This window comes from Sphaerochaeta sp. (genome assembly GCA_022482495.1).
Lineage (GTDB): Bacteria > Spirochaetota > Spirochaetia > Sphaerochaetales > Sphaerochaetaceae > RUG023.
In genome coordinates this window covers 107,837-128,976 of record JAKVPA010000003.1, presented here as the reverse complement: position 1 = coordinate 128,976, position 21,140 = coordinate 107,837, and the positions used below count along the sequence as shown (strand labels likewise).

18 protein-coding genes, 1 tRNA gene and 1 pseudogene are annotated in these 21,140 nt (G+C 55.6%); 13 read left to right on the top strand and 7 right to left on the bottom strand.

The window, feature by feature from the left end; genetic code table 11:
- Positions 1–50 precede the first annotated feature (50 nt).
- From LKE28_04705 to udk, 7 genes and pseudogenes are all read left to right on the top strand, one after another.
- Positions 51–737 carry a 50S ribosomal protein L25 gene (locus tag LKE28_04705; protein ID MCH3907550.1) on the top strand — a complete coding sequence of 229 codons (687 nt, stop codon included), beginning with the start codon at positions 51–53 and terminating at the stop codon, positions 735–737.
- A pseudogene (pth, locus tag LKE28_04700) lies at positions 737–1,298 on the top strand (aminoacyl-tRNA hydrolase). Before LKE28_04705 ends, pth begins: the two are co-directional and overlap by 1 nt.
- On the top strand, positions 1,270–2,592 hold the full coding sequence (tilS, locus tag LKE28_04695) for a tRNA lysidine(34) synthetase TilS (GenBank protein ID MCH3907549.1): 1,323 nt from the start codon (positions 1,270–1,272) through the stop codon (positions 2,590–2,592). Before pth ends, tilS begins: the two are co-directional and overlap by 29 nt.
- A 155-nt stretch (positions 2,593–2,747) precedes the next feature.
- Positions 2,748–4,586, top strand: a complete 1,839-nt coding sequence (gene ftsH, locus LKE28_04690) for an ATP-dependent zinc metalloprotease FtsH (GenBank protein MCH3907548.1) — start codon at positions 2,748–2,750, stop codon at positions 4,584–4,586.
- Positions 4,587–4,617: 31 nt separating this feature from the next.
- Positions 4,618–6,435 (top strand): translation elongation factor 4, encoded by a 1,818-nt coding sequence (lepA, locus tag LKE28_04685; GenBank protein MCH3907547.1) that lies wholly within the window; start codon positions 4,618–4,620, stop codon positions 6,433–6,435.
- An 11-nt stretch (positions 6,436–6,446) separates the two neighbouring features.
- Positions 6,447–7,463 (top strand): galactose mutarotase, encoded by a 1,017-nt coding sequence (locus LKE28_04680; GenBank protein MCH3907546.1) that lies wholly within the window; start codon positions 6,447–6,449, stop codon positions 7,461–7,463.
- Between the two features lie 4 nt (positions 7,464–7,467).
- Positions 7,468–8,082, top strand: coding sequence for a uridine kinase (gene udk / locus LKE28_04675; GenBank protein ID MCH3907545.1), 615 nt, complete (start codon positions 7,468–7,470; stop codon positions 8,080–8,082).
- Here udk and yidD read toward each other — a convergent pair.
- The gene (gene yidD / locus LKE28_04670; GenBank protein ID MCH3907544.1) at positions 8,069–8,344 is read right to left on the bottom strand and encodes a membrane protein insertion efficiency factor YidD; all 276 of its coding nucleotides are present in this window, start codon (positions 8,342–8,344) and stop codon (positions 8,069–8,071) included. The genes udk and yidD overlap by 14 nt on opposite strands.
- Positions 8,345–8,462: 118 nt before the next feature.
- On the opposite strand from yidD, the gene LKE28_04665 reads away from it, so the two are divergent.
- The 3 genes from LKE28_04665 (at position 8,463) to LKE28_04655 (ending at position 11,820) form a co-directional block, all read left to right on the top strand.
- Entirely contained in the window at positions 8,463–8,633 is a 171-nt protein-coding gene (locus LKE28_04665) for a hypothetical protein (protein ID MCH3907543.1), read from the top strand.
- A 145-nt stretch (positions 8,634–8,778) separates the two neighbouring features.
- Complete coding sequence (locus LKE28_04660) at positions 8,779–11,553, top strand: 5'-nucleotidase C-terminal domain-containing protein (protein ID MCH3907542.1); 2,775 nt, start codon at positions 8,779–8,781, stop codon at positions 11,551–11,553.
- Positions 11,554–11,747: 194 nt separating this feature from the next.
- Positions 11,748–11,820, top strand: a tRNA-Asn gene (locus LKE28_04655).
- Between the two features lie 47 nt (positions 11,821–11,867).
- On the opposite strand, the gene LKE28_04650 is transcribed toward LKE28_04655, so the two are convergent.
- The 4 genes from LKE28_04650 to LKE28_04635 form a co-directional block, all read right to left on the bottom strand.
- Positions 11,868–12,893 (bottom strand): 2-hydroxyacid dehydrogenase, encoded by a 1,026-nt coding sequence (locus LKE28_04650; protein ID MCH3907541.1) that lies wholly within the window; start codon positions 12,891–12,893, stop codon positions 11,868–11,870.
- Between the two features lie 181 nt (positions 12,894–13,074).
- The gene (gene galE, locus LKE28_04645; GenBank protein ID MCH3907540.1) at positions 13,075–14,064 is read right to left on the bottom strand and encodes a UDP-glucose 4-epimerase GalE; all 990 of its coding nucleotides are present in this window, start codon (positions 14,062–14,064) and stop codon (positions 13,075–13,077) included.
- A gap of 14 nt (positions 14,065–14,078) precedes the next feature.
- Positions 14,079–15,410, bottom strand: coding sequence for a phosphomannomutase/phosphoglucomutase (locus LKE28_04640; GenBank protein ID MCH3907539.1), 1,332 nt, complete (start codon positions 15,408–15,410; stop codon positions 14,079–14,081).
- A 1-nt stretch (position 15,411) separates the two neighbouring features.
- Positions 15,412–15,882 carry a hypothetical protein gene (locus tag LKE28_04635; protein MCH3907538.1) on the bottom strand — a complete coding sequence of 157 codons (471 nt, stop codon included), beginning with the start codon at positions 15,880–15,882 and terminating at the stop codon, positions 15,412–15,414.
- Between the two features lie 73 nt (positions 15,883–15,955).
- Here LKE28_04635 and LKE28_04630 point away from each other — a divergent pair, with 73 nt between their 5' ends.
- From LKE28_04630 to LKE28_04620, 3 genes are all read left to right on the top strand, one after another.
- Complete coding sequence (locus tag LKE28_04630) at positions 15,956–18,349, top strand: class I SAM-dependent methyltransferase (protein MCH3907537.1); 2,394 nt, start codon at positions 15,956–15,958, stop codon at positions 18,347–18,349.
- 149 nt (positions 18,350–18,498) lie between these two features.
- Positions 18,499–18,906, top strand: coding sequence for a transcriptional repressor (locus tag LKE28_04625; GenBank protein MCH3907536.1), 408 nt, complete (start codon positions 18,499–18,501; stop codon positions 18,904–18,906).
- A 3-nt stretch (positions 18,907–18,909) separates the two neighbouring features.
- Positions 18,910–19,452 (top strand): rubrerythrin family protein, encoded by a 543-nt coding sequence (locus LKE28_04620; GenBank protein ID MCH3907535.1) that lies wholly within the window; start codon positions 18,910–18,912, stop codon positions 19,450–19,452.
- 47 nt (positions 19,453–19,499) lie between these two features.
- On the opposite strand, the gene LKE28_04615 is transcribed toward LKE28_04620, so the two are convergent.
- The gene (locus tag LKE28_04615) at positions 19,500–19,703 is read right to left on the bottom strand and encodes a hypothetical protein (protein MCH3907534.1); all 204 of its coding nucleotides are present in this window, start codon (positions 19,701–19,703) and stop codon (positions 19,500–19,502) included.
- Positions 19,700–20,956 carry an amidohydrolase gene (locus tag LKE28_04610; protein MCH3907533.1) on the bottom strand — a complete coding sequence of 419 codons (1,257 nt, stop codon included), beginning with the start codon at positions 20,954–20,956 and terminating at the stop codon, positions 19,700–19,702. Before LKE28_04610 ends, LKE28_04615 begins: the two co-directional genes overlap by 4 nt.
- Positions 20,957–21,140: the final 184 nt, after the last annotated feature.

Here is a 21,140-nt window from a genome sequence, read left to right as displayed (position 1 = left end):
CTGCCCATGGTAATTGGCTCTTGGCCAATGAGAGTAGTAAGGAGTCTCACATGACAAAAGAAGAGAAACAACTGAGCGCCCAGCTGAGGACCGAAGATTTCGGTTCCGCGGGGAGCCGCCGTGTGGTTCGCGCGGGAAGAATCCCCGCCGTCATCTACGGCAAGAACAGACCGGTCCATATCACGCTTGATGCGAAGGAATTCAACCTGAAGATGCGCCATTTCACCGAGACGGCGCTGTTGGTCATCAAGGTGGGCGACAAGGAATATGAATGCCTGATGAAGGATTATCAGGATAACCTGCTGAAGGGCATCGTCCAGCATGTGGACTTCTACGAAGTCACTCGTGGCCAGCTCCTGCGCACATTCGTCACCATCACGCTGGAAGGCAATCCTGCCGGTTGCCGCGACGGTGGTGTTCTGGATCAGGTCATGTACGAAGTGGAAATCGAGAGTTTGCCGAAAGACCTGCCTGAGACGTTGGTCTGCAATGTCGCGGACATGCAGCTCAACACCGTCAAGCATCTTTCCGACATCAAGATTCCCGCTGGTGTCAAGATTCTGGATGACCTGAACAAGACGATCGCGTCCGTCAGAACGGTGAAGGAAGAGGTCGTTGCGACTCCTGCCGCAGCTACGACTGAGGCTGCCGCCGCACCCGCCGCTGATGGCGCTGCCGCTCCTGCCGCTGGCGTCGCTCCCGCTGCCGGTGCAACGGACGGAAAAGACAAGAAGTGATGCCGTTGGTGCTTGGATTGGGAAATCCAGGAACCAAGTACGACCATACGCGGCATAACGCCGGGTTTGACGTGGTCGATCGATGCGCAGCGTTTTTTCAGGTTCGCCTGAGAAAACGCTGTTTTCGTTTGTATCGTTCGGCCTCGGTCACGGTAGTGGATCGTCCTTGGCTCTTGGTGGAGCCGTTGACGTTCATGAACAACAGCGGGGATATCGCCCCTGATTTCACCGCTGAGGATCCCGCAGCGATGATTGTGGTGTGTGACCAGATGGATCTTCCCGTGGGTACGATACGTATCCGCAAAGGAGGATCTTCGGCAGGGCACAACGGACTGAAGTCCGTCATTGCCGGGATTCGGATCCAGTGACTTCACCCGGCTGTATGTCGGAACCGGTCGTCCCCGGCCCGGGGAGACGGTGGTGGATCATGTGCTGACGCGGGAGACCGATCCCCGCTATGCGGAGGGTCTTGACCGCGCCGCCCAGGCCCTTCGCGCCCTGATGAGTGGCACTCCTTTGAGCGAGGTGGAATGTGCGTACAATCGTCGCCTCGATTCGTAAGTTGATCCCTGTTGGCACTCCGCTTGTCGTCGCCTTCAGCGGCGGGGCGGACAGCCTGGCCTTGCTGTGCGCGTTGTCCGGGAGGAAAAGCCCGGTCTGGCCGGTCTATGTGAACCATCACATCCGGACGGAAATGGAATTACAGGCGGAAATCGCGCTGAATCAAAAAAACTGCAGGACGCTTGGTTTTACGCTTGTGGTGAAGGATGTTGACCCCAAACGGTTGGCAGGGGATGCCAAACGGGTGGGGACGGAGCAGGCCGCGCGAAGCCAGCGGTACGAGCTGTTGCTCTCGTTCGCCAAGGAACATAACGCGGTTTTGGTGACGGCCCATACGGCGGATGACCAACTGGAGACCATGGTGATGCGTCTCTGCCAGGGGTCCCCCTGCCATCGGCTGGCCATCGCCCCGCGTGTCGTGATGGATGGCGTCACGGTGCTCCATCCGTTGCTTTCCTTCTCCCACCTTCAGCTGTGTGCCTTGTTGGAGGAGCAGAGCTTTTCCTGGTCGGAGGATTCCACCAACGCCAATGACGCGTATCTGCGCAACCGGGTGCGTCATCAGATCATTCCCACGCTGAAGTCCGTGTTTCCCCAGGCGCTTGACGCCGTGGCAAGGACGGCGGAAAGCGGTGGGGAATTGTCCCGGTATCTGGATAACCTGGCGTCGATGGTCTCCGTATCCCCGCTTTCCCGTAGCGCCTTCCTCGCCTGTCCACCACCTGCCCGGGATGGCGTGATCCTGCGGTTGCTTGACGCTGACCGACGGGTTCGCTCTGCTGGCGTCAAACGGATCAGGGAAGCGGTGGAAAAGGGAGGGGATTGGCGCATCCGGGCCAATGGAAAGGTGATCCGATGCTCCGGGGATCTGGTGATCGCCGAACCGGAACGGAAGGAGCAGGGGTTTGTGCTCTCCGTGAATGGCTTGAAGCCGGGAGATGTGGTGCCATTGGATGACCAGTTGGAACTCCGGGTGCTCTCCGATGGGCCGGAGGTCGACCCGTTGTTGCTCCGTCTGCCGGTGGTGTTGCTTTCCCACGCGGTGTTGCGTTCTCAGCTCTCTGGTGATGTGTTGGATGCCGTTGATGGTCCGGTACGGATCCGTGATTTGGCGTCAGACTGGAAAGTGTCGCCTTCTCGGCGGTTCCGTATCCCTGTCTTGGAGGGCGGTACCGGCGTGCTTGCCGTCTTCGGGCGGTGGTGCGGAGGGCATGACCGCTTGTCCGTTTCCTGTAAATCCCTTGCCCCGCGGGATGCAATTGTTTATAGTATCGGAGAAAGGAAACCAGTGTGATTTTGTTTAACCAATCAAAAGATAACCCGGATTCCGGGAATGACCATCGCGAGGATAACAACCATTTCTTCGGAGGTGGCGATCGTCCGTCGATGAAAAAGCCTTGGGATCCGAAGAACCGGTTCGCGTTCATCGTCTTCGTGATTCTGATCATCATGTTCCTGTACATGCTGTTCGATTCCTCCGGTTCGAACCGTCCGGGAAGCGTGCCATATACTACCTTCCTTCAGTACGTCCAGGCGGGACAGGTCTCCAGCGCGGAGATCAAGGAACAGAGCCAGATTGATTTCATCCTGACCAATGGGACACAGGCGCGGACACGGATTCCCTATTTTGACGAGCAATTGCTGACCATTCTGAAAGAGAACAATGTGACGGTCAGCGGTTCGGTACAGGAGATATCCGCGTTGCAGGTAATCCTCCAGCTGGTTCCTTGGATCATTTTCATCGTGTTCACCATCATGCTGTACCGACAGTCCAGCGGACTGAACAACAAGATGATGAGCAATCTGGGCAAGAGCCGGGCGAAGGAATACATGGACAGCGACGTACATATCACGTTCGCTGACGTCGCCGGACAAGCGGAGGCGAAGTACGAGCTCCAGGAGGTGGTAGAGTTTCTCAAACATCCGGAGCACTTCACCAAGGTCGGCGCGAAGATTCCTCGTGGCGTGCTGCTTGTCGGTCCTCCGGGAACGGGAAAAACCCTGCTTGCCAAAGCGGTGGCCGGGGAAAGTGGCGTTTCGTTCTTCCATACCAGTGGTTCTGATTTTGTCGAGATGTTCGTCGGTATGGGCGCAGCGCGGGTGCGTGACCTGTTCGATCAAGCGCGCAAACACGCTCCCTGCATTTTGTTCATCGATGAGCTGGATGCCGTAGGCCGGACCCGTGGTGGTGGGCTTGGCGGTGGAAACGACGAACGGGAACAGACGCTCAACCAGATTCTGGTGGAGATGGATGGGTTTGAAACGACCAATGGCGTCATCGTCATGGCTGCGACCAACCGTCCGGACGTCCTGGATCCCGCGTTGCTTCGTCCGGGTCGGTTCGACCGCCAGGTGGTGGTGGATCTGCCAGACATCGAAGAACGTGAGGCGATCCTGAGAATTCACTGCAAACCGTTGAAACTGGCGCCGGATGTTGACCTGAAACGGCTAGCCCGCGGCACGGCGGGAACCAGTGGCGCCGATCTGGCCAACCTGGTCAACGAAGCTGCGTTGTTCGCGGCCCGAGCCAACAAGCTGACCGTCAACATGGATGACATGGAACAGGCGCGCGACAAGGTGCTCCTTGGTGTGGCGCGCAAGAGCCATGTGATGACGGACGATGAGAAGAAGGCGACGGCGTACCATGAATCGGGACATACACTGCTGCACTATTATCTGAAGAACCTGGATCCGCTGCACAAGGTGACCATCATTCCGCATGGCCGGGCGTTGGGGCTTACCGTCTCGCTCCCTGAGCGGGATCCGTATACCAAGAATCGGTCGATGCTGACTGATTGGATCAAAGTTTGCATGGGTGGCTATGTCGCCGAAGAGTTGATCTACGGGGAAACGACCACCGGGACCAGCAACGATATCAAGCAGGCCACTGACTTGGCCCGCAGAATGGTCACGGAATGGGGCATGAGCGAACTGGGCTTCATGAATCTGGCAGATGAGGACGAACCGCTGTTCCTGGGCAGGGAGATCACCCAGCACAAGGATTACAGTGAGGCGACGGCCAAACGGATCGACGAAGCGGTGGAGAAGATTCTGGACGATTGCCTGGATGAGACGCGGAAGATCCTCACCGAGCACCGCGACCAGTTGGACAAGCTGGCTCTGGCGTTGACGGAGAAGGAAACGCTGGATGACGCTCAGGTCCGCCAGCTGTTGGGCTTCCCGACGCTTGACCAGGAACCGGATGACGAGAAGGCCGCTGAAGAAGGCAATGCCGCCAAAGCGGAAATGCCGCAAGCGGATGCGCCAGACCGAAGGCTCTGCCGCTGAACCGACCGCTCCCCAGGAAGGGAAGTGACCGATGGATCGTCATTCCGAACTGACCAGGAACTTCTGCATCATCGCCCACATCGACCACGGCAAGTCGACACTGGCCGACCGGTTTATTGAAAAAGCCCGTCTGGTGACGACCCGTGGGCAGATGCAGACGCAGATCATGGACAACATGGACATCGAGCGGGAACGGGGCATCACCATCAAAAGCCAGGCGGTGACCATTCCCTACACGGCAAAGGATGGGAAAACCTACAACCTGAATCTGGTTGATACCCCGGGCCACGTGGATTTTTCCTACGAGGTCTCCCGCGCCATCTCCAGCTGTGAAGGGGCTCTCCTGTTGATCGACGCGTCCCAAGGTGTGGAGGCGCAGACCATCGCCAACCTGTATCTTGCCATGGAACACAACCTGACGATCATTCCGGTGATCAACAAGATCGACTTGCCTTCGGCGGATATTCCGATGTGTCTGGAACAGATCGACCACGAACTGGGGCTGGATTCCAAAGAAACCATCAAGGTCAGCGCCAAGACGGGGGAGAACGTCGATGCCCTGTATGACGCCATCGTGGAGAAAATTCCCGCTCCCTCCGGCTCCGACGAAGAGCCGCTTGCCGCGTTGATCTTTGATTCCCACTACGATGCCTACCGGGGCGTCATCGTCCATGTCCGCCTGTTTGACGGAGTGATCAAAGCGGGGGATTCCATCAAATTCATGCACAGCGGCGCCGTCTACAAGGTGGAAGAAGTGGGCATCTTTCAGCTGGAGCTGAAAAAACAGGAAGAGTTGCATGATGGGGATGTGGGGTATGTGATTGCCGGCATCAAGACGATCAGCGACATCCGGGTCGGGGATACCGTCACCCATCCGGAGAACCCTGCGAAACAAGCGCTTTCAGGATTCAAACCACTCAAGCCTGTGGTTTTTTCCTCCATCTACCCGGTGGATTCCAACGATTACGAAGAGTTGCAGGAGTCCATCGAGCGGCTGAAGCTGAACGATGCCTCCCTGATCTACGAGAAGGACAGTTCCGCCGCCCTTGGCTTCGGATTCCGGTGTGGCTTCCTTGGCATGCTGCATCTGGAAGTGGTGCAGGAACGGTTGGAGACGGAATACGGGCTTTCGCTGGTGTTCACCAGCCCATCCGTCCGATACCACCTCCATATGAAGAACGGCGAGGAGCTTGAGGTGGACAACCCGATGGAGTATCCTGATCCGTCGCGCATCGAAAGCGCCGAAGAACCATACATCCGCGCCAACATCATCACACCGACCCAGTATGTCGGACCCGTGATGACGCTTTGCATGGAGAAGCGGGGCTCCCAGACGGGGATGAACTATCTGGATGAGAAGCGGGTGGAGCTTGTCTATTCCATGCCGCTCTCCGAAGTCCTGTTTGATTTTTATGATCGGTTGAAGTCGATCAGCAGAGGATACGCCTCCTTCGATTACGAGGTGGAGGAGTACAAGCCGACCGAACTGGTCAGAATGGATATTCTGGTCAACGGCGAGCCGGTGGACGCGCTTTCCCAGCTGGTGTTCAAGGCGAACGCCCAGAGCAGAGGACGGCAGATCTGTGAACGGCTGAAGGACGAACTGCCCCGCCAGCAGTTCAAGATCGCCATTCAGGCTGCGTTGGGCAGCACGATCATCGCCCGTGAGACGGTCAGTCCGTACCGCAAGGATGTCATCGCCAAATGCTATGGCGGCGACATCAGCAGGAAACGGAAACTACTGGAAAAACAAAAGGAAGGCAAGAAACGGATGCAGATGGTGGGGAACGTAGAGATTCCCCAGCATGCCTATCTTGCCGTGTTGAAGACCAAGGAGTCGGACAACTAAGGGAGGGGAGTATGGTTGAGCGCAAGGTGTTGGATGTTTCGTTTGAAGGCAAACCGGTTGAGGAAGCGACCATCAAGAGTGGAAAGTATCAGGCAAAAATCCTTTCGTTGGGCGCGATTCTTTCCGATCTTCAGGTGCCGGACGGCAACGGAAAGCCCCAACGGGTCATCGCCCGGATGGATGATGTGCTTGCCAATCTGACCAGCCCTCATTACGGGCAGGTGATCGGGCGATTCGCCAACCGGATTACCGATGGCAAGTTCACCCTGCATGGAAAGACGTACCAGATGGAAAAGAACGACCATGGGGTCAACGCTTTGCATAACGGGGCAAGTGATTTCGGTCTGCACCAGTGGACGTTCCGTCATGCTTCCCCGACGGGGAACGCGGTGACGTTGGCCTACCACAGCCCGGACGGGGATGGCGGCATGCCTGGGAACTTGGAGGTGACGGTCACCTACACGCTTACCGAAGCAGGCGCGCTTTCCCTGGAGTATCGCGCCACCTCGGACAAGGATACGCCGCTGAACCTCACCAATCACACCTATTTCAATTTCTCTGGGAGTGGAACGATCGAGAATCATCTGGTCCGGTTGGATTGTCCGTACATCCTGGAGGTCGACGACCTGTTGATCCCCACCGGACGGCGCATCGCCGTGGCGGGGGGACCGTTCGATTTCTCCACGGAGAAACGGGTCGGCGCCGATATCGGATCGGTGGGCATGGGGTATGACCACTGCTATATTCTGGCTGATGCCTCCCGAAACCTGAAACCGTTCGGCGAAGTGTATGACCCGAAGAGCGGTATCATGATGCGGATGTCCACCACGCTTCCCGCCGTCCAGTTCTATACGGGGAATTTTCTGGATGGTTCGGTCAAATGCAATGGGTTCGGTCGGCATGAGGGAATGTGCTTCGAGACGCAGTTCTATCCGGACAGTCCCAACCATGCCGATTTTCCGTCCTGCATCCTGAAAGCGGGTGATACGTTCCACAGCACGACCGTCTATGCGTTTGGAGTCCGCTGAACTGATGAAGGAGGTGCGGATCATTGGCATCACCGGAGGTTCCGGATCTGGAAAGTCGACGATTGTCCGGAAGATCGGGGAAGTGTGCAGTGATTTTGTCTTCATTCCCCAGGACAACTATTATCGGTCGGCTTCCTATTTCAACAACGACAACATCACGGCGTTCAATTTCGATCATCCGGACGCGTTCGATACGACATTGTTGTACAAGCATTTGGCAGACCTCAAAGCGGGGAAACCCATTGATATGCCCCAGTATGACTTCGTCCACAGTGTCCGGTTGCCCCAGACGGTGCACATCGAGCCTAAGCCGCTGGTCATCATTGAGGGCTTGATGGTCCTGTACGACAAACGTATCCGTGATCTGCTGGACCTGAAGCTGTACGTGGACACTCCCAGTGACATCCGGTTCATCCGGCGTCTGAAACGGGACATCAATGAGCGGGGAAGGACGGTGGACAGCGTCATCACCCAGTATCTTGAGGTTGTCCGTCCGGGGCATATGAATTTCATTGAGCCAACGAAGAAATACGCCGATTTGATCATCCCGGAAGGCGGGTACAACGAGAGCGCCCTCTCCGTGTTGATCTCCTTCGTCAAGGAACTCAGCGCCTCTTGAAGATCGTGTAGCCTTCCTTGATCTGTTTCCACGACCAGGTCTCCGGGACGGGGTCGGGGCCGCCCATGAACCAGCGGTTGCACCGGAACACCCGGGCCAGTCCCATGATGGTTCCTTTGCCGATGCCAAAGCGGCGCACCGCTGTCAGAAAATAGGTTGAGCAGGTGGGTTGGTACAGGCATACCCCATGGGAGAACAGCGGAGCCAGCACGGTCCGATACAGATGGACGGGAAGCAAAAACAGTTCTCTGAGGATACGCATATCCGTATTGTACCCCCGGAAAATTAAAAAATGCCAGAGGGGTTTGACTTTTCCGGCTTGAATCCGCTATAGTAGTCATGTTTCGACGAATCTTATACCTGTATGGAGGGTTAACAATATGGCTGGAGGAGTTTCCAAAAACGCGCACCATGGCAACGCGAAGGTCCTGATGAGCCGATGGGGCGGTGCCATCAAGATGAAGACGGTTTTCGAGAATGGCAAACTGCATCAGGTCGCGTATTGCGAGAAGACGGGTAATACGGCGCGCAAGCCCAAAGATCTGATGTAATCGTTTTCCGTGAAAAACGGTAAATGGAGCCTGTAGTTGCGTACTATAGGCTCTCTTTTTGTGTCAAAACCATGTGCTTTTTTGTATCCATGGACTGCCTCTTTGTGTTATAGTGAGTGCGAACGTTTGGGAAATTATGAGGAGGATGAACGTGAAACGTCTGTCGGAATCTGTTTTGACAGTAATTGTCGCTGTCATGTTGGCCGTCGCGTTGGTTGGTTGCCAGACCACCGCGAAGAAAGCGGAGGCTATTCCGCCGGCTCCAGTCATTGAAGTTGCCCCGGCACCCGCAGCTCCCGCAAAGGCGGAGACTGTTGCGCCTGCCGCTGTCGTTGAGGCGCCTGCCAAGGTTGAAGCGCCCGCGCCTGCCGCTGTCGTTGAGGCACCTGCCAAGGCTGAGACTGCGGCTCCTGCCGCGGTAGCGGAGACTGCGCCAGCCAAAGTCGTGGAAGCGACGCCTGCGCCAGCGAAAGTAGCGGAAACCGCACCTGCCAAGGTGGAAGCAACAGCTCCTGCCAAAACGGTTGCGGCTGCTCCGAAGAGCGAGTATCCCTATGGTGTCAACACCACGGTGAAAAACGCTCGTGGAGACAAAGAATTTGATCTGTTCGTCGTTCATACCAATGATATCGACGGCGCGTTCTCCGGTGAGGCTGGTGGTATGAGTCTGGCCCAGCTGGCGACGCTCGCAAAAATCGGTGCCGGCGTGACGGACAACTGGTTGCTGTTCAATACCGGATCCATTGGTGATCTGGATGACACGACCGCGTTGCAAGTCGCCAAGGCGTTCGATGAGATCGGATACAGCGCCTATACTCCTCAATCTATACAACTTGCTTCTGGTGTTACCGGAACTTCCAAGGCCGTCGCGCTGAGCGCCAATGCGCTTGACGCCAATGGATACCTGCTGGAGACTCCGTACCAGGTGTACTCCTTCAACGGATTCAAGGTTGCCGTTGTCGGCCTGACCGCGCCGAAAGACGTGCCGGGTGTCTCCTTCACCAGTGACATTATTCTTGCCAATGCTCAGGCAGCCATCGATATGGCCCGCAAACTGGTCGATTATGTGATCGTCATCGCCGATACTGGTGATGAGGGTCAGTTCTCCAGCGAGTACATCTGCAAGAACCTCAATGGAATTGACCTGTTCGTCGCTGCGGGTGGTGACGCGGAAGCGAAAACCGTCAACGGCGCGAAGATTGTCCGTGCGGATTCCAAGCTTCGCAGCATCGGTGTTGTCCAGTTGCATGTGAAGGACGGAAAGGTCACGGCGACCTATCCGATGACCGTTCCCGCTGACGCGGTGACGGATCCTGCCGACAGCAAGCTGGTCAAGCAGTATGCTTCGTACATCACCGCCTATGGCTACAGCGCTACGGCCCCTGTTCCTGAGGATCCCGCGGTTTCCGCGTTGCTGCCGTATCCGTACGGTGTGAAGATGGTGGAGAAGAACACCGCTGGTACCAAGACGTTCGATCTGATCGTCGTCCATACCAACGATGTGCACGCCCGCATCGTCCCCGCCGATGGTGGCATGGGCTATGCCAAACTCGCCACGTTGCTGAAGATGGGTCGTTCCATTACGGACAACATCCTGGTGCTTGATGCCGGTGATGTCTCCCATGGAACCAACCTGGCCAACCTGTTCCAGGGTGAGCCGGTCGGCGTGCTGCTCGACATGCTCGGCTATGATGCCGTCGCTCCGGGCAACCACGACTTCAACTATGGTTCCGCTCGTCTGATCGAAGAGGCGAAGCTCGCCGAGAAGTATTCCAACGTACGGGTGCTTTCCGCCAACTTCACCACGGATGATGGACAGCTCGTCCTGCAGCCGTACCAGCTGTATGACTTCAACGGCTTCAAGGTCGGTGTCATCGGGCTTACCACCCCGGATACCAAGACGATGAGCCATCCGAAGAATACGGAAGGGTACAGCTTCAATCCGGACACGCTGTATGAGCGGACGCAGAAGATGGTGAACATCGTGAAGAAGTACGCTGACTTCGTCATCGTCCTTGGCCACATCGGCGTGGATGAGACGGGTGCCAACGGCATCACTTCCATCAAGATCGCCCAGAACGTCAAGGGCATTGACCTCTTCGTGGATGGTCACAGCCACACCGAACTTCCTCAGGGCAAGCAGGTCGGAGACACGTTGATCGTCCAGACCGGCGAGTATCTGAAGAATGTCGGAGTCGTGGATGTCCTGGTGAAGGATGGCAAGGTGGATTCCAAGACCGCCATGCTGGTTCCTGCCAAGGATGTGCTTGATCCTGCTAAGAGTGATCTCGCCAAGAAGTACGGTATCACCTCCATTCCTGATGATCCGGAAGTGACCGCCTACGTCAAGAGCGTCAATGACAAGCTGGCCGAGCAGATGAACCAGGTGATCGCCACGATCCCGACGGATCTCGACGGTCAACGGGAGCATGTGCGCACCAGACAGACCAACCTGTCCAAGCTGATCACCGCCGCAATGACGGAGAGCAGCGGTGCTGATTTCACCATCACCAATGGCGGTGGCATCCGTGCCTCTCTGAAGGCCGGCAACGTCACCAAGGGTGATGTGATCAACGTCCTGCCGTTCACCAACATCATCACCGTCTGTGAGATGAAGGGTTCCGATGTCTATGCCGCCCTTGAGCATGGATATGAGAAACTCCCCGTCACGGATGGCCGCTACGCGCAGAGTGATCTGCAGGTGGTGTACAACCGCTTCGCTCAACCGGGCAAGCGTATCCTCCGCGTCCTGCTCAATGGCAAGCTCATTGACAAGAACGCGACCTATAAGGTAGCCACCAATGACTTCATGGCCGCCGGTGGTGATGGATACACGATGTTCGGAAAGAAGCTCTCCGAGGGCTCGCTGCTCAGCGATGTCTTCATGGACTATCTGACCAAGCACTTCCCGGTGAAATAACCGGCTCGTGATCTGAAAACCGAGGGGTTGCCGGAGACGGCAACCCCTTTTCAATTGTAACTGGATATGAGAATAAACCTCTCAGTGTGAGGAAAGAAGATGCCATCGGAAAACTCTCGAAAAAACCGTTGGTTGTTCCTCTTTTTTGATATTGACAGGTACGCAAGAAAAACGGTATCTTACCTAATGTTCATTCGGCTATAGCTCAGTCGGTAGAGCAGGTGGCTGTTAACCACCCTGTCGGGGGTTCAAATCCCTCTGGCCGAGCGACGAGAAGGCGGTTCCGTGAGGGACCGCCTTCTGTTTTCTTTCGATTACTTGGATGGATGCTTCAGCGGCATTCCCTGTTCCTTGCAATCCACACACACCTCATTGACCAAGTCTTTGCCATCCTTCCAGTCCTTGACGTTCTGCAACGTGGTTCTGGCGATGTTCTCCAACGCGTCATTGGTCAGGAACGCCTGATGGCTGGTGACCAGGACGTTGGGCATGCTGATCAAAAGCGCCAGGGTGGCGTCTTCCATGATTTTGGTGGAGTTGTCCTGGTAGAACAGGTCCTTTTCCTCTTCATATACATCCAGCGCGGCACCTCCGAGCTTCTTCGACCGGAGCGCGTCCAAGAGCGCCTGACTGTCCACCAAGGCTCCGCGGCTGGTGTTGATGATGATCGCGCCATCCTTCATCTGTCCGATACGCTGGGCGTTGATCAAATGGCGGGTTTCCGGGGTCAACGGGCAGTGCAGGCTGATGATGTCACTTTCCTTGAGCAATTGATCCAGCGTCACATAAGTAACGTTCAGATCTTTCCTCGGGTAGGCGTCGTAGGCAAGCACCCGCATGCCGAAGCCGCCAGCGATCGTGGCGAACACCCCTCCGATCTTCCCGGTCCCCACCACACCAATCGTCTTGCCGTGCAAGTCAAAGCCGACAAGCCCTTCCAGGGAGAAGTTGAATTCCCTTGTCCGTACATAGGCGTGGTTGGTTTTGCGGACCAGCGTAAGCAGGAGCGCCATGGCGTGCTCTGCGATGGCATACGGCGAATACGCGGGAACCCGCACCACATGGAGTTTGCCGCAGGTCTCCTGGATGTCCACGTTGTTGTATCCGGCGCACCGCATGGCGAGCAGCTTGGTACCTCCCGCGACCAGCTTGCCAATGACCGGTTTGTTCACCGTGGCGTTGACGAACGCGCACACCACCTCGTATCCGTTTGCCATGGTCACCGTCTGCTCGTTCAATTCCACGCTGACGTAGGTGATGTCCACATCAAACGCTTTTTTCAGTTGGTCGAAATACAGCTTGTCATATGATTTCGTATCGTAGAATAACATACGTGTCATTATCGTTTCTCCTCTCGCTTGATAATATACAGAAGAAACGTGTTATCGAAAAGTACTCCTCAAGTATTGGAAGAATATTATGAATGACTTCACAATAACATATGTATAATAGCGTTTATTTCTCAAAAAAAATTCCCCTTCGTCCGTAAGAGCGGGGAAGGGGACAGGGAAAACAAAAGGCTCAGATTTTTCCGAACTTGCGCATGTTCTCCTCATATACCGCCCAGGTGGAGCTGATGATGGTGTTCAGGTCGCTGCGGCCCGCTTCCCATCCGAGCAGTTTGTGGGCCAGTTTGCTGGTGGCCACCAGTTTGGCAGGATCGCCGGCGCGACGGGCGACGTACTGGGCCGGGATCGGGCGACCGGTGATGCGACGGGCGGCGTCCAGAATCTGCTGGACGGAAAGTCCGGTCTCCGAGCCGAGGTTCACCACCAGGTTCTCTCCGTTCTTCAGCAGGTAGTCCGCCGCCATCACATGGGCGTCGGCAAGGTCGCTGACGTGCACGTAATCACGTACTCCGGTGCCATCCTCGGTGGGATAGTCGTTGCCGTATACCAGCAGATTGGGGCGTTTGCCCTCGGCGACTTCCATCACGACGGGGATCAAATTGGCGGGGTTCCGTTCCAGACCGGTCATCCGGAGGTCACAGTCATAGCCTGCGGCATTGAAATACCGGAGCGCCGCGTACCTGAGTCCCTTCAGTTTGGAGTACCATTCCAGATTCTGCTCGATGCAGTACTTGGTGTATCCGTAGTAGTTGGTCGGGTTCTTGGGATGCTTCTCATCGACCGGGAGGTAGGCAGGTTCCCCGTATACCGCGGCGGAAGAGGAGAGGATGAAGTTCATCACATTGTGCTTGACGCACTCGGTGATCAGATTCAGGGAACCGGTGATGTTGTTCAGAGAGTACTTCTCCGGCTTCAGCATCGATTCTCCTGCCGCCTTGAACGCGGCAAGGTGAACCACGGCATCCCATCCCTCGGACAACACCTTTCCCACGTGCTCGGCATCCATGATGTCGCCTTCGTAGAATTTCGCGTTGGGGCTGATGTTGCTCTTCAGCCCGCTGGAGAGATTGTCGTAGATGCCGACTTCATCCCCCCGATCCAAAAACGCCATGGCGACGTGCGTGCCGATGTATCCGGCGCCTCCGAAAAGCAGTACTTTCATAGGTTGTTACTCCTTCAATCAAATCGCTTGATGATGGCGGAAAGTTCGGCGAATTTCTCGTCGAGCAGCGCCTTGTCCTTCGCTTCTACCACAAGCCTGAGGTAGGGTTCGGTGTTGCTCTTGCGCACGTTGAACCACCAGGTTTTGTATTCGATGCGGTAGCCGTCGAAATCCAGCACACGGTCGGCATTGGGCGCGTACGCGTCATACAACGCCTTCATCGCTTCATCCTTGTGCACCAGCTTGAAGTTGTTCTCTCCGCTGTTGGCGTACTTGACGATGGAGTCGACGAACGAACTGAATGTCTTTCCTTCCTTCTTCAGGCGCGCGACGACCTTCAGGACGATCATCGAGGCGAGAATACCGCTGTCGCAGTTGAAGAAGTCACGGAAGTAATAGTGGCCGGCGAGTTCTCCGCCGAAGATGCCGTGGATCTCACGGATCTTCATCTTGGCGAACGCGTGCCCTACCTTCCAGATGGTGACGTTGGAGCCCAGGCTTGCCAGGTATTCCGTCGTGGACCGGCTGGTGCGGATGTCCACCAGCGTATTTCCCTTTTCCTTGGAAAGCAGTTCGCTGCCGATGACGGCGGTGATGTAGTCCGGTTGGATGAACCGGCCCCGTTCATCGATGAACATCACCCGGTCGGCATCCCCGTCGTAGATGACGCCGACATCACTGTGGTTGGCAAGCACGGCCGCCTCGAGGTCTTTGCAGTTCTTCTCCTCAAGCGGGTTGGGCTCGTGGTGGGGGAAGGTGCCGTCCAGCGTGTCATACAGGTAGTGGGGACGTTCTCCCAGCAGGTCGTGGATCAGAATGGAGGACATGCCGTTGGAGCAGTCGATGCTGATGTCAAGGTTTGAGACATCCGGCACGTACTGTTTCTGGAACGCGATGTACGGGGTGAGGGCGTCTTTTTTGATTACCTTGCCTTTGACGGCGGCTTTCTTCACCTCTTGGGTGGTCACCAAGTGTTCCAGTTCCTTCAGCCCCGTGTCGTAGCCGACCGGAATGGCCCCTTTGCGGGAGATCTTCAACCCGTTGTACTGCGGCGGGTTGTGGCTTGCCGTGATCTGCACCGAGGCTTCCGCGTTGAAGTGCACGGTGGAATAGTAGACCATCGGGGTAGTGGCCAGCCCGATGTCCCATACATCACATCCCGCGTCGGTGATGCCGTCGCAGAGCGCCTGGAAGATTTCCGGGCTGGATGTGCGTACGTCGCGGCCTACCACGACGAACGAGGCCTGAAGCAGGCCGGGAAGAAACGTCCCGATCCGATAAACGGTGTCTTTGGTGAAATCCTGGCCATACACGCCGCGGATGTCATACGCTTTGAATGCACCCATGTCACTGTTCTCCTTTGCTTGCCAGTTGGGCGAGGAATTGCTTGCGGTCCATCAACTCAAAGAAATGGACGGTGCCGTCGGAAAGCGTCACCATCTCCACGATCTGGGAGAAGACGCGCTGCCAGCCGTTTGCTGTTTTGGCGAATTTGGGTTCCAGTCTGCCGGCAGCCACCCGTTCGGCGGTCGCCCGTGTGACGGGTTTGGTATCCTTCACCTGTTCCATAGGGAACGAGGCTTCATACTTGATGTACTTCGGGGCGTCCTTCTTCTGTTTGATGGGGAAGCCCAGAAACGTCGGAATCCGCTCGAAATCCTCAAACCAGAACGAATCGCCGGCGCGATACAGGAACACGCCGTATTCCCTTTGGACCCCGTCCGAGTTGGCGTACCACGTGGAATAGGTCTTCCAACGTATCTTCGACCCTCGCTTTTCTTCCAGTTCCTGGATGAATTTCCGCGCGTCGTCTTCCATCTTCGACCCCCATCTAGCTTTTTTTTATTCTATCATATATGATGCACGTTGCAAAAGAACCAATAGAGAGACCATGGAATATTTCGAGAAGGATTTCGGGAAGATTTTGAAAGCGAACGCGTTGAAGCAACGCCGCCTGATGCTGAAGTATGATACGGACTGCATGCGGGTGTATGACCGGAACCTGGAGGAATTTCCCGTTACGGTGGATCTCTATGGGAAATATGCGAGGATCACCGATTACAGCAGGGACGGAATGGATGACCCGGCGAGAGAGACGTGCTGCGACATCGCTGGACGCATGCTGTACATCGAGAAGGATCATGTGATCTTCTACCATCGCGAAAAACGCGAAGGGCGGGAGCAGCATGGAATCCTCAGCGATACATCGGTGGTCACCACGGTCAAGGAGAATGGTTTGACCTTCACCGTGGACCTTACCAAACGAATCGACACAGGCCTGTTCCTGGACCATGCCGTAACCCGGCAGATGGTCAGGGAGCATAGCCAAGGGCTGAGGGTGCTGAACCTGTTCTCCTATACGGGCGCGTTTTCCGTATACGCGATGGGCGGGGGTGCCCGTTCGGTGGTGTCGGTCGATTTATCCGCGACGTATACGGATTGGGCGAGGAAAAACCTCCAGGACAATGGGTTTTCTGGGGAAGCGTGCCCGTGTGTGGCTATGGACGCATGGAAATACGTGGGGGGAGCGGTTCGGGATGGAAAGAAGTTTGATTTGATCATCTTCGATCCTCCGGCGTTCTCCAACAGCCACAAGATGGATTCGGACTTTGATGTACAGCGCGATTACGCGCGTTGGCTGAGGGTGCTGAATGTGTTGTTGGCCGATGACGGCCTGCTCTTGTTCTCGAATAATCTGGGAAGTTTCCAGTTGGACAAGCGCTTGATCAGCGGTTTTGATGTGAGGGAGATCACCTGGGAGGTCGCAGCACCAGGATTTGCCCATAAGAAAGGGACCGCGCGAACTTGGCTGTTAGCCAAGACTGAGACGGTGAGGCTCCACCAGGATGAACTGGTGTTCCCACCGATGAATGAAGCTGCGGAAGTGCAGCAGGATGTACCACAAATGAGTGAAGAAGAAAAGAAACAAGAAGGTTTGGATGAAGCGGCGGTGACGGAAACCGACCAGCATGTCGAACAAGAGGCGCCGAAGGCGAAGAAGACAACCAAGAAGAGCACCAAAACGACGAAGTCCGCTTCCAAGAAAACGGAAGCTCCGGAAGACGAAGTGAAGACGGATGCCGAGACTCCAACCCAGCCGGAAGCGGAAGCTCCTGCTTCTGAGACGGTCGAACCGTCTGCTGATTCCCAGCCGGAAGCTGAGGAGAAGGCGGATGACGATGTATTGACGCTCCATTGGTCTGATGACGAGCCGAAGACGGCAAAGAATGCTGAGGATGAGTCCGAAGCGGATGCGTCCGAGGATGCGGAGCCGGAGACGGAAGAAGACCGGATGGCCATCGCCAAGAAAGCGTTCCAGCCTCGTCCGTACGGCCAGGGCCGCAAGGACCATGATGACCAGGATGAAGATGCCGAAGGTGAGGAAGAAGAGGATGCTGACGCGGAATCTTCTGATGCCGGAGACGAAGATTCTGATCGCCGGGGAGGTGACCGTGGCGGCTATGGACGCCGCGATGATGACCGCCGTGGTGGATACGGTGATCGTGGTGGCTATGGACGTCGTGATGACGACCGCCGTGGCGGCTATGGCGACCGTGGCGGCTATGGACGTCGTGATGACAGCCGTGGAAGCTATGGTGACCGTGGCGGCTATGGACGTCGTGATGACGACCGCCGTGGCGGCTATGGTGATCGTGGTGGCTATGGGCGTCGTGATGACAGCCGTGGAAGCTATGGTGATCGTGGCGGCTATGGACGTCGTGATGACGACCGCCGTGGCGGCTATGGTGATCGTGGTGGCTATGGGCGTCGTGATGACAGCCGTGGAAGCTATGGTGATCGTGGCGGCTATGGGCGTCGTGATGACAGCCGTGGAAGCTATGGTGATCGTGGCGGCTATGGACGTCGTGATGACGACCGCCGTGGCGGCTATGGTGATCGTGGTGGCTATGGGCGTCGTGATGACAGCCGTGGAAGCTATGGTGATCGTGGTGGCTATGGGCGTCGTGATGACAGCCGTGGAGGCTATGGTGATCGTGGTGGCTATGGGCGTCGTGATGACAGCCGTGGCGGCTATGGTGATCGTGGTGGTTTCGGCCGCCGTGATGACAACCGTCGTGGTGGATTCGGCGGAGACCGTGGATTCTCACGTCCTGACCGCTACAGCGATGATCGCCGTGGTGGATTTGGAAAGGATCGCCCGGACCGCAAGCCGAAGCCGTATGGATTCGACAAGTTCCGTGACACCAAGACCAGAGGAGAGAACGAGAACGATAATTTCTTCTGGCTTGATGACGACAAGAAGAATAAGAAAGACGACACGTAAGTTTCATTTAGTGTCCGATACAGGGGATTCCTCGAAAGAGGAGTCCCTTTTTTGTTTGGGATGAGAATGGTCAGCGAAAGGGACCATCTTTTTCTAAAAAATATTGACACATTCTCCTTGATAGAATAAAGTACTAATAAGAATCAAATATGATTACTGAAAAACGGCAGACCATACAAAAGGAATTGGTTCTGGAAGCGGTGCTTGCGTCCGATGATCATCCCAATGCTGATGAAGTGTATCAGCGGGTGGCACGGAAGCATCCGTCCATCAGCAGGTCCACGGTGTATCGGAACCTCCACAATCTTGTCGATGAGAAAAAGATCCGTGCGGTTCGTGTCACAGACGGGCCTGAACATTTTGACAGAACGCTTTCCTCACACTATCATATCCAGTGTACGGTTTGTGGGCGGGTTAGTGATTTGTGCGTAACTTCGGGCGAAAGTCTGGAAACCATCGTTGATGCTTCCGGATACCTGGTGGAGGGCAAAGATGTCATCTACCGGGGGGTTTGTCCCGATTGTCAACATAAATTCCATCATTGTGAAGGAGTGTAAGGTATGGAACTGAAAGGATCGCAGACGGAAAAGAATTTGCAGACGGCGTTTGCCGGTGAGTCTCAGGCTCGGAACAAGTATACCTACTTTGCTTCGAAAGCCCGCAAGGAAGGGTATGTGCAGATCGGAAACATTTTCGAGGAGACCGCCAACAACGAGAAGGAGCATGCAAAGATCTGGTTCAAACTCCTGCAGGAATCTGGTGATATCGCGGATACCGCTTCCAACCTGAAGGCCGCTGCCGCTGGTGAGAACTACGAGTGGACCGACATGTACAAAGGGTTCGCCAAGGTTGCCCATGAGGAAGGGTTCACCAAGATCGCGACGTTGTTCGAGATGGTTGCCGCCATTGAGAAGACCCACGAGGAACGCTATCTCGCCCTGCTGAAGAACGTCCAGGATGGTCTGGTGTTCAGCCGCGACGGCGAGCAGATCTGGAGATGCTCCAACTGTGGACACATCGTCATCGGCAAGAAAGCCCCTGGCGTCTGCCCGGTTTGTGGTCATCCGCAGGCCTATTTCGAGCTGGTTGCCAAGAACTACTAGGTTCTGGAAAACTCGGTATGCCGGAGGCGATGTCGTCTCCGGTTTTTTCATGCCTTCTGGATGGCGTCAAGAATCCGCTCCTGGATGGCAGTGTCCGAAGCCGACTGCTCGGTTTCCATCACGGCGTCGAATATCTCATCCAGATCATCGTCATCCAGCTCTTCATCCCCTTCAAAATCCAACAAAAACAGACGGGGGATACGGGAGAGAAAGGTGATCTCTTCTGGTGTGAACAGTTCACTTGGTTTCATTCGTGCTCCTTCAGTCCGAGGAACGCCATCGGATTGGCCTGGGCGAAGCGGATCACATCCTGGTCGGAGAAACCGCTTCGGGCGAACAGTTCGTAGTATTCCAGATAGGACTCCACTTTCAGCAGGTTGATGGAAAAATCACTTCCGAACATCATCCGTCCCTTGAGGTGTTCCCGTGTCTCATCATCCTGGGCATTCAGGAAGGAAAGCACCTCGGCATAAAATGTCTCGATGGTTCCGGAGAACGAGAAGTCGCTCATCACATGAGGATAGATCTTCATCAGGTCGATGATCTGGTAGAACCACGGGGATCGTGGTTGGCCGGCGACGGTGGCTGCCAGGGAGTTGAGATTTGCCTTGGACAACCCATTGTATTGGGTTCCAAAATGGGCGAAATCAATCCGCAATTCAGGATATTGTTCCAAAGCGGGTATATAATGGTTTGGACTGGTCCATTCCCATGAGTATTTCGTCGGGTAGGTTCGGAAGCCCTGGTCGTCGCAGTGGGTGATGATGGGAAGGTCATACGTGGTGCAGAACGTATAAATGGCTTCCACCTTTTTCCGTTCTTCCTTGTCTTTCGGCCAGGCGTCGAATCCAAGGGGTGGGTAGAACTTTACGCCGAAGAACCGTTTCCTTGTATGTTCTTCCCGCACGATGGCGTGATCGGTGACTACATAGGTGTCCAGAAGATGTTCGATGTCTTGGAGCGTATGCGCTTTTGGATTGATGCCAAGGAGCGGGAAGATGTCAAACAGGTGGTTTGGGCGTTGGGCATAGTATTCCTCGATGCCTTGGACGGTCTCTTCGGCGTATTCGGTGATCTTGTTCTCTCCGGTACGTGTGTAGTACATCTTCTGGTTCTCCGATTCAAGGATGGAGAAATCCATCAGAAGCGGACAGAGGCCGACACGGTCGAACTCCATGCCACGGAAATGGAACTTCCCATCCCTGAAGAATGGTTCTTTGGGGTAGGGAAGCGTCGGATTACGATGTGTGTACACGCCTGCAAGATCGTCTTCCATCAGGGCGAAGATGCGGGCGATGGGCCCGTCAAACGCGCGGAGCGTGTTCATCAACGAAGAGAACATGTTGCTGACGTTCAGGTTCCTGCCGGTGAGGATATAGGAAGGTGAGAGCGCCCCGCTTCGGATGAAGTCGGGGAGACTGGAATCGATGGAGTTGATGAAACTTACCAGATTGGGGTGCTGCAACGTCATCACGTGACAATGGGGGTCGAAGAAATACCTCATGCCGACATGATACCGGAGAGAATGGGGGACGGCAAGGGTAAAGAGAATACGAGTTTTCCTGAAAAGGTGTATACTGTATACTCAGGATTACAAAAACAAAGATGGTGGTTTGTATGAGGAAAAAGTGTGCATTGGGTATATGTGTCGTCTTGTCCTTGACGTTGGCCCTTGGAGCAAGGTCAAA

Coding starts and splice junctions, on each gene's coding strand:
- LKE28_04680 (MCH3907546.1), top strand. CDS start 6,447: ATGGTTGAGCGCAAGGTGTTGGATGTTTCGTTTGAAGGCAAACCGGTT.
- LKE28_04630 (MCH3907537.1), top strand. CDS start 15,956: ATGGAATATTTCGAGAAGGATTTCGGGAAGATTTTGAAAGCGAACGCG.
- LKE28_04635 (MCH3907538.1), bottom strand. CDS start 15,882: ATGGAAGACGACGCGCGGAAATTCATCCAGGAACTGGAAGAAAAGCGA.
- lepA (MCH3907547.1), top strand. CDS start 4,618: ATGGATCGTCATTCCGAACTGACCAGGAACTTCTGCATCATCGCCCAC.
- LKE28_04665 (MCH3907543.1), top strand. CDS start 8,463: ATGGCTGGAGGAGTTTCCAAAAACGCGCACCATGGCAACGCGAAGGTC.
- LKE28_04615 (MCH3907534.1), bottom strand. CDS start 19,703: ATGAAACCAAGTGAACTGTTCACACCAGAAGAGATCACCTTTCTCTCC.
- LKE28_04620 (MCH3907535.1), top strand. CDS start 18,910: ATGGAACTGAAAGGATCGCAGACGGAAAAGAATTTGCAGACGGCGTTT.
- galE (MCH3907540.1), bottom strand. CDS start 14,064: ATGAAAGTACTGCTTTTCGGAGGCGCCGGATACATCGGCACGCACGTC.
- LKE28_04705 (MCH3907550.1), top strand. CDS start 51: ATGACAAAAGAAGAGAAACAACTGAGCGCCCAGCTGAGGACCGAAGAT.
- LKE28_04640 (MCH3907539.1), bottom strand. CDS start 15,410: ATGGGTGCATTCAAAGCGTATGACATCCGCGGCGTGTATGGCCAGGAT.
- ftsH (MCH3907548.1), top strand. CDS start 2,748: ATGTTCCTGTACATGCTGTTCGATTCCTCCGGTTCGAACCGTCCGGGA.
- LKE28_04610 (MCH3907533.1), bottom strand. CDS start 20,956: ATGAGGTATTTCTTCGACCCCCATTGTCACGTGATGACGTTGCAGCAC.
- LKE28_04625 (MCH3907536.1), top strand. CDS start 18,499: ATGATTACTGAAAAACGGCAGACCATACAAAAGGAATTGGTTCTGGAA.
- udk (MCH3907545.1), top strand. CDS start 7,468: ATGAAGGAGGTGCGGATCATTGGCATCACCGGAGGTTCCGGATCTGGA.
- LKE28_04650 (MCH3907541.1), bottom strand. CDS start 12,893: ATGACACGTATGTTATTCTACGATACGAAATCATATGACAAGCTGTAT.
- LKE28_04660 (MCH3907542.1), top strand. CDS start 8,779: ATGAACGTGAAACGTCTGTCGGAATCTGTTTTGACAGTAATTGTCGCT.
- yidD (MCH3907544.1), bottom strand. CDS start 8,344: ATGCGTATCCTCAGAGAACTGTTTTTGCTTCCCGTCCATCTGTATCGG.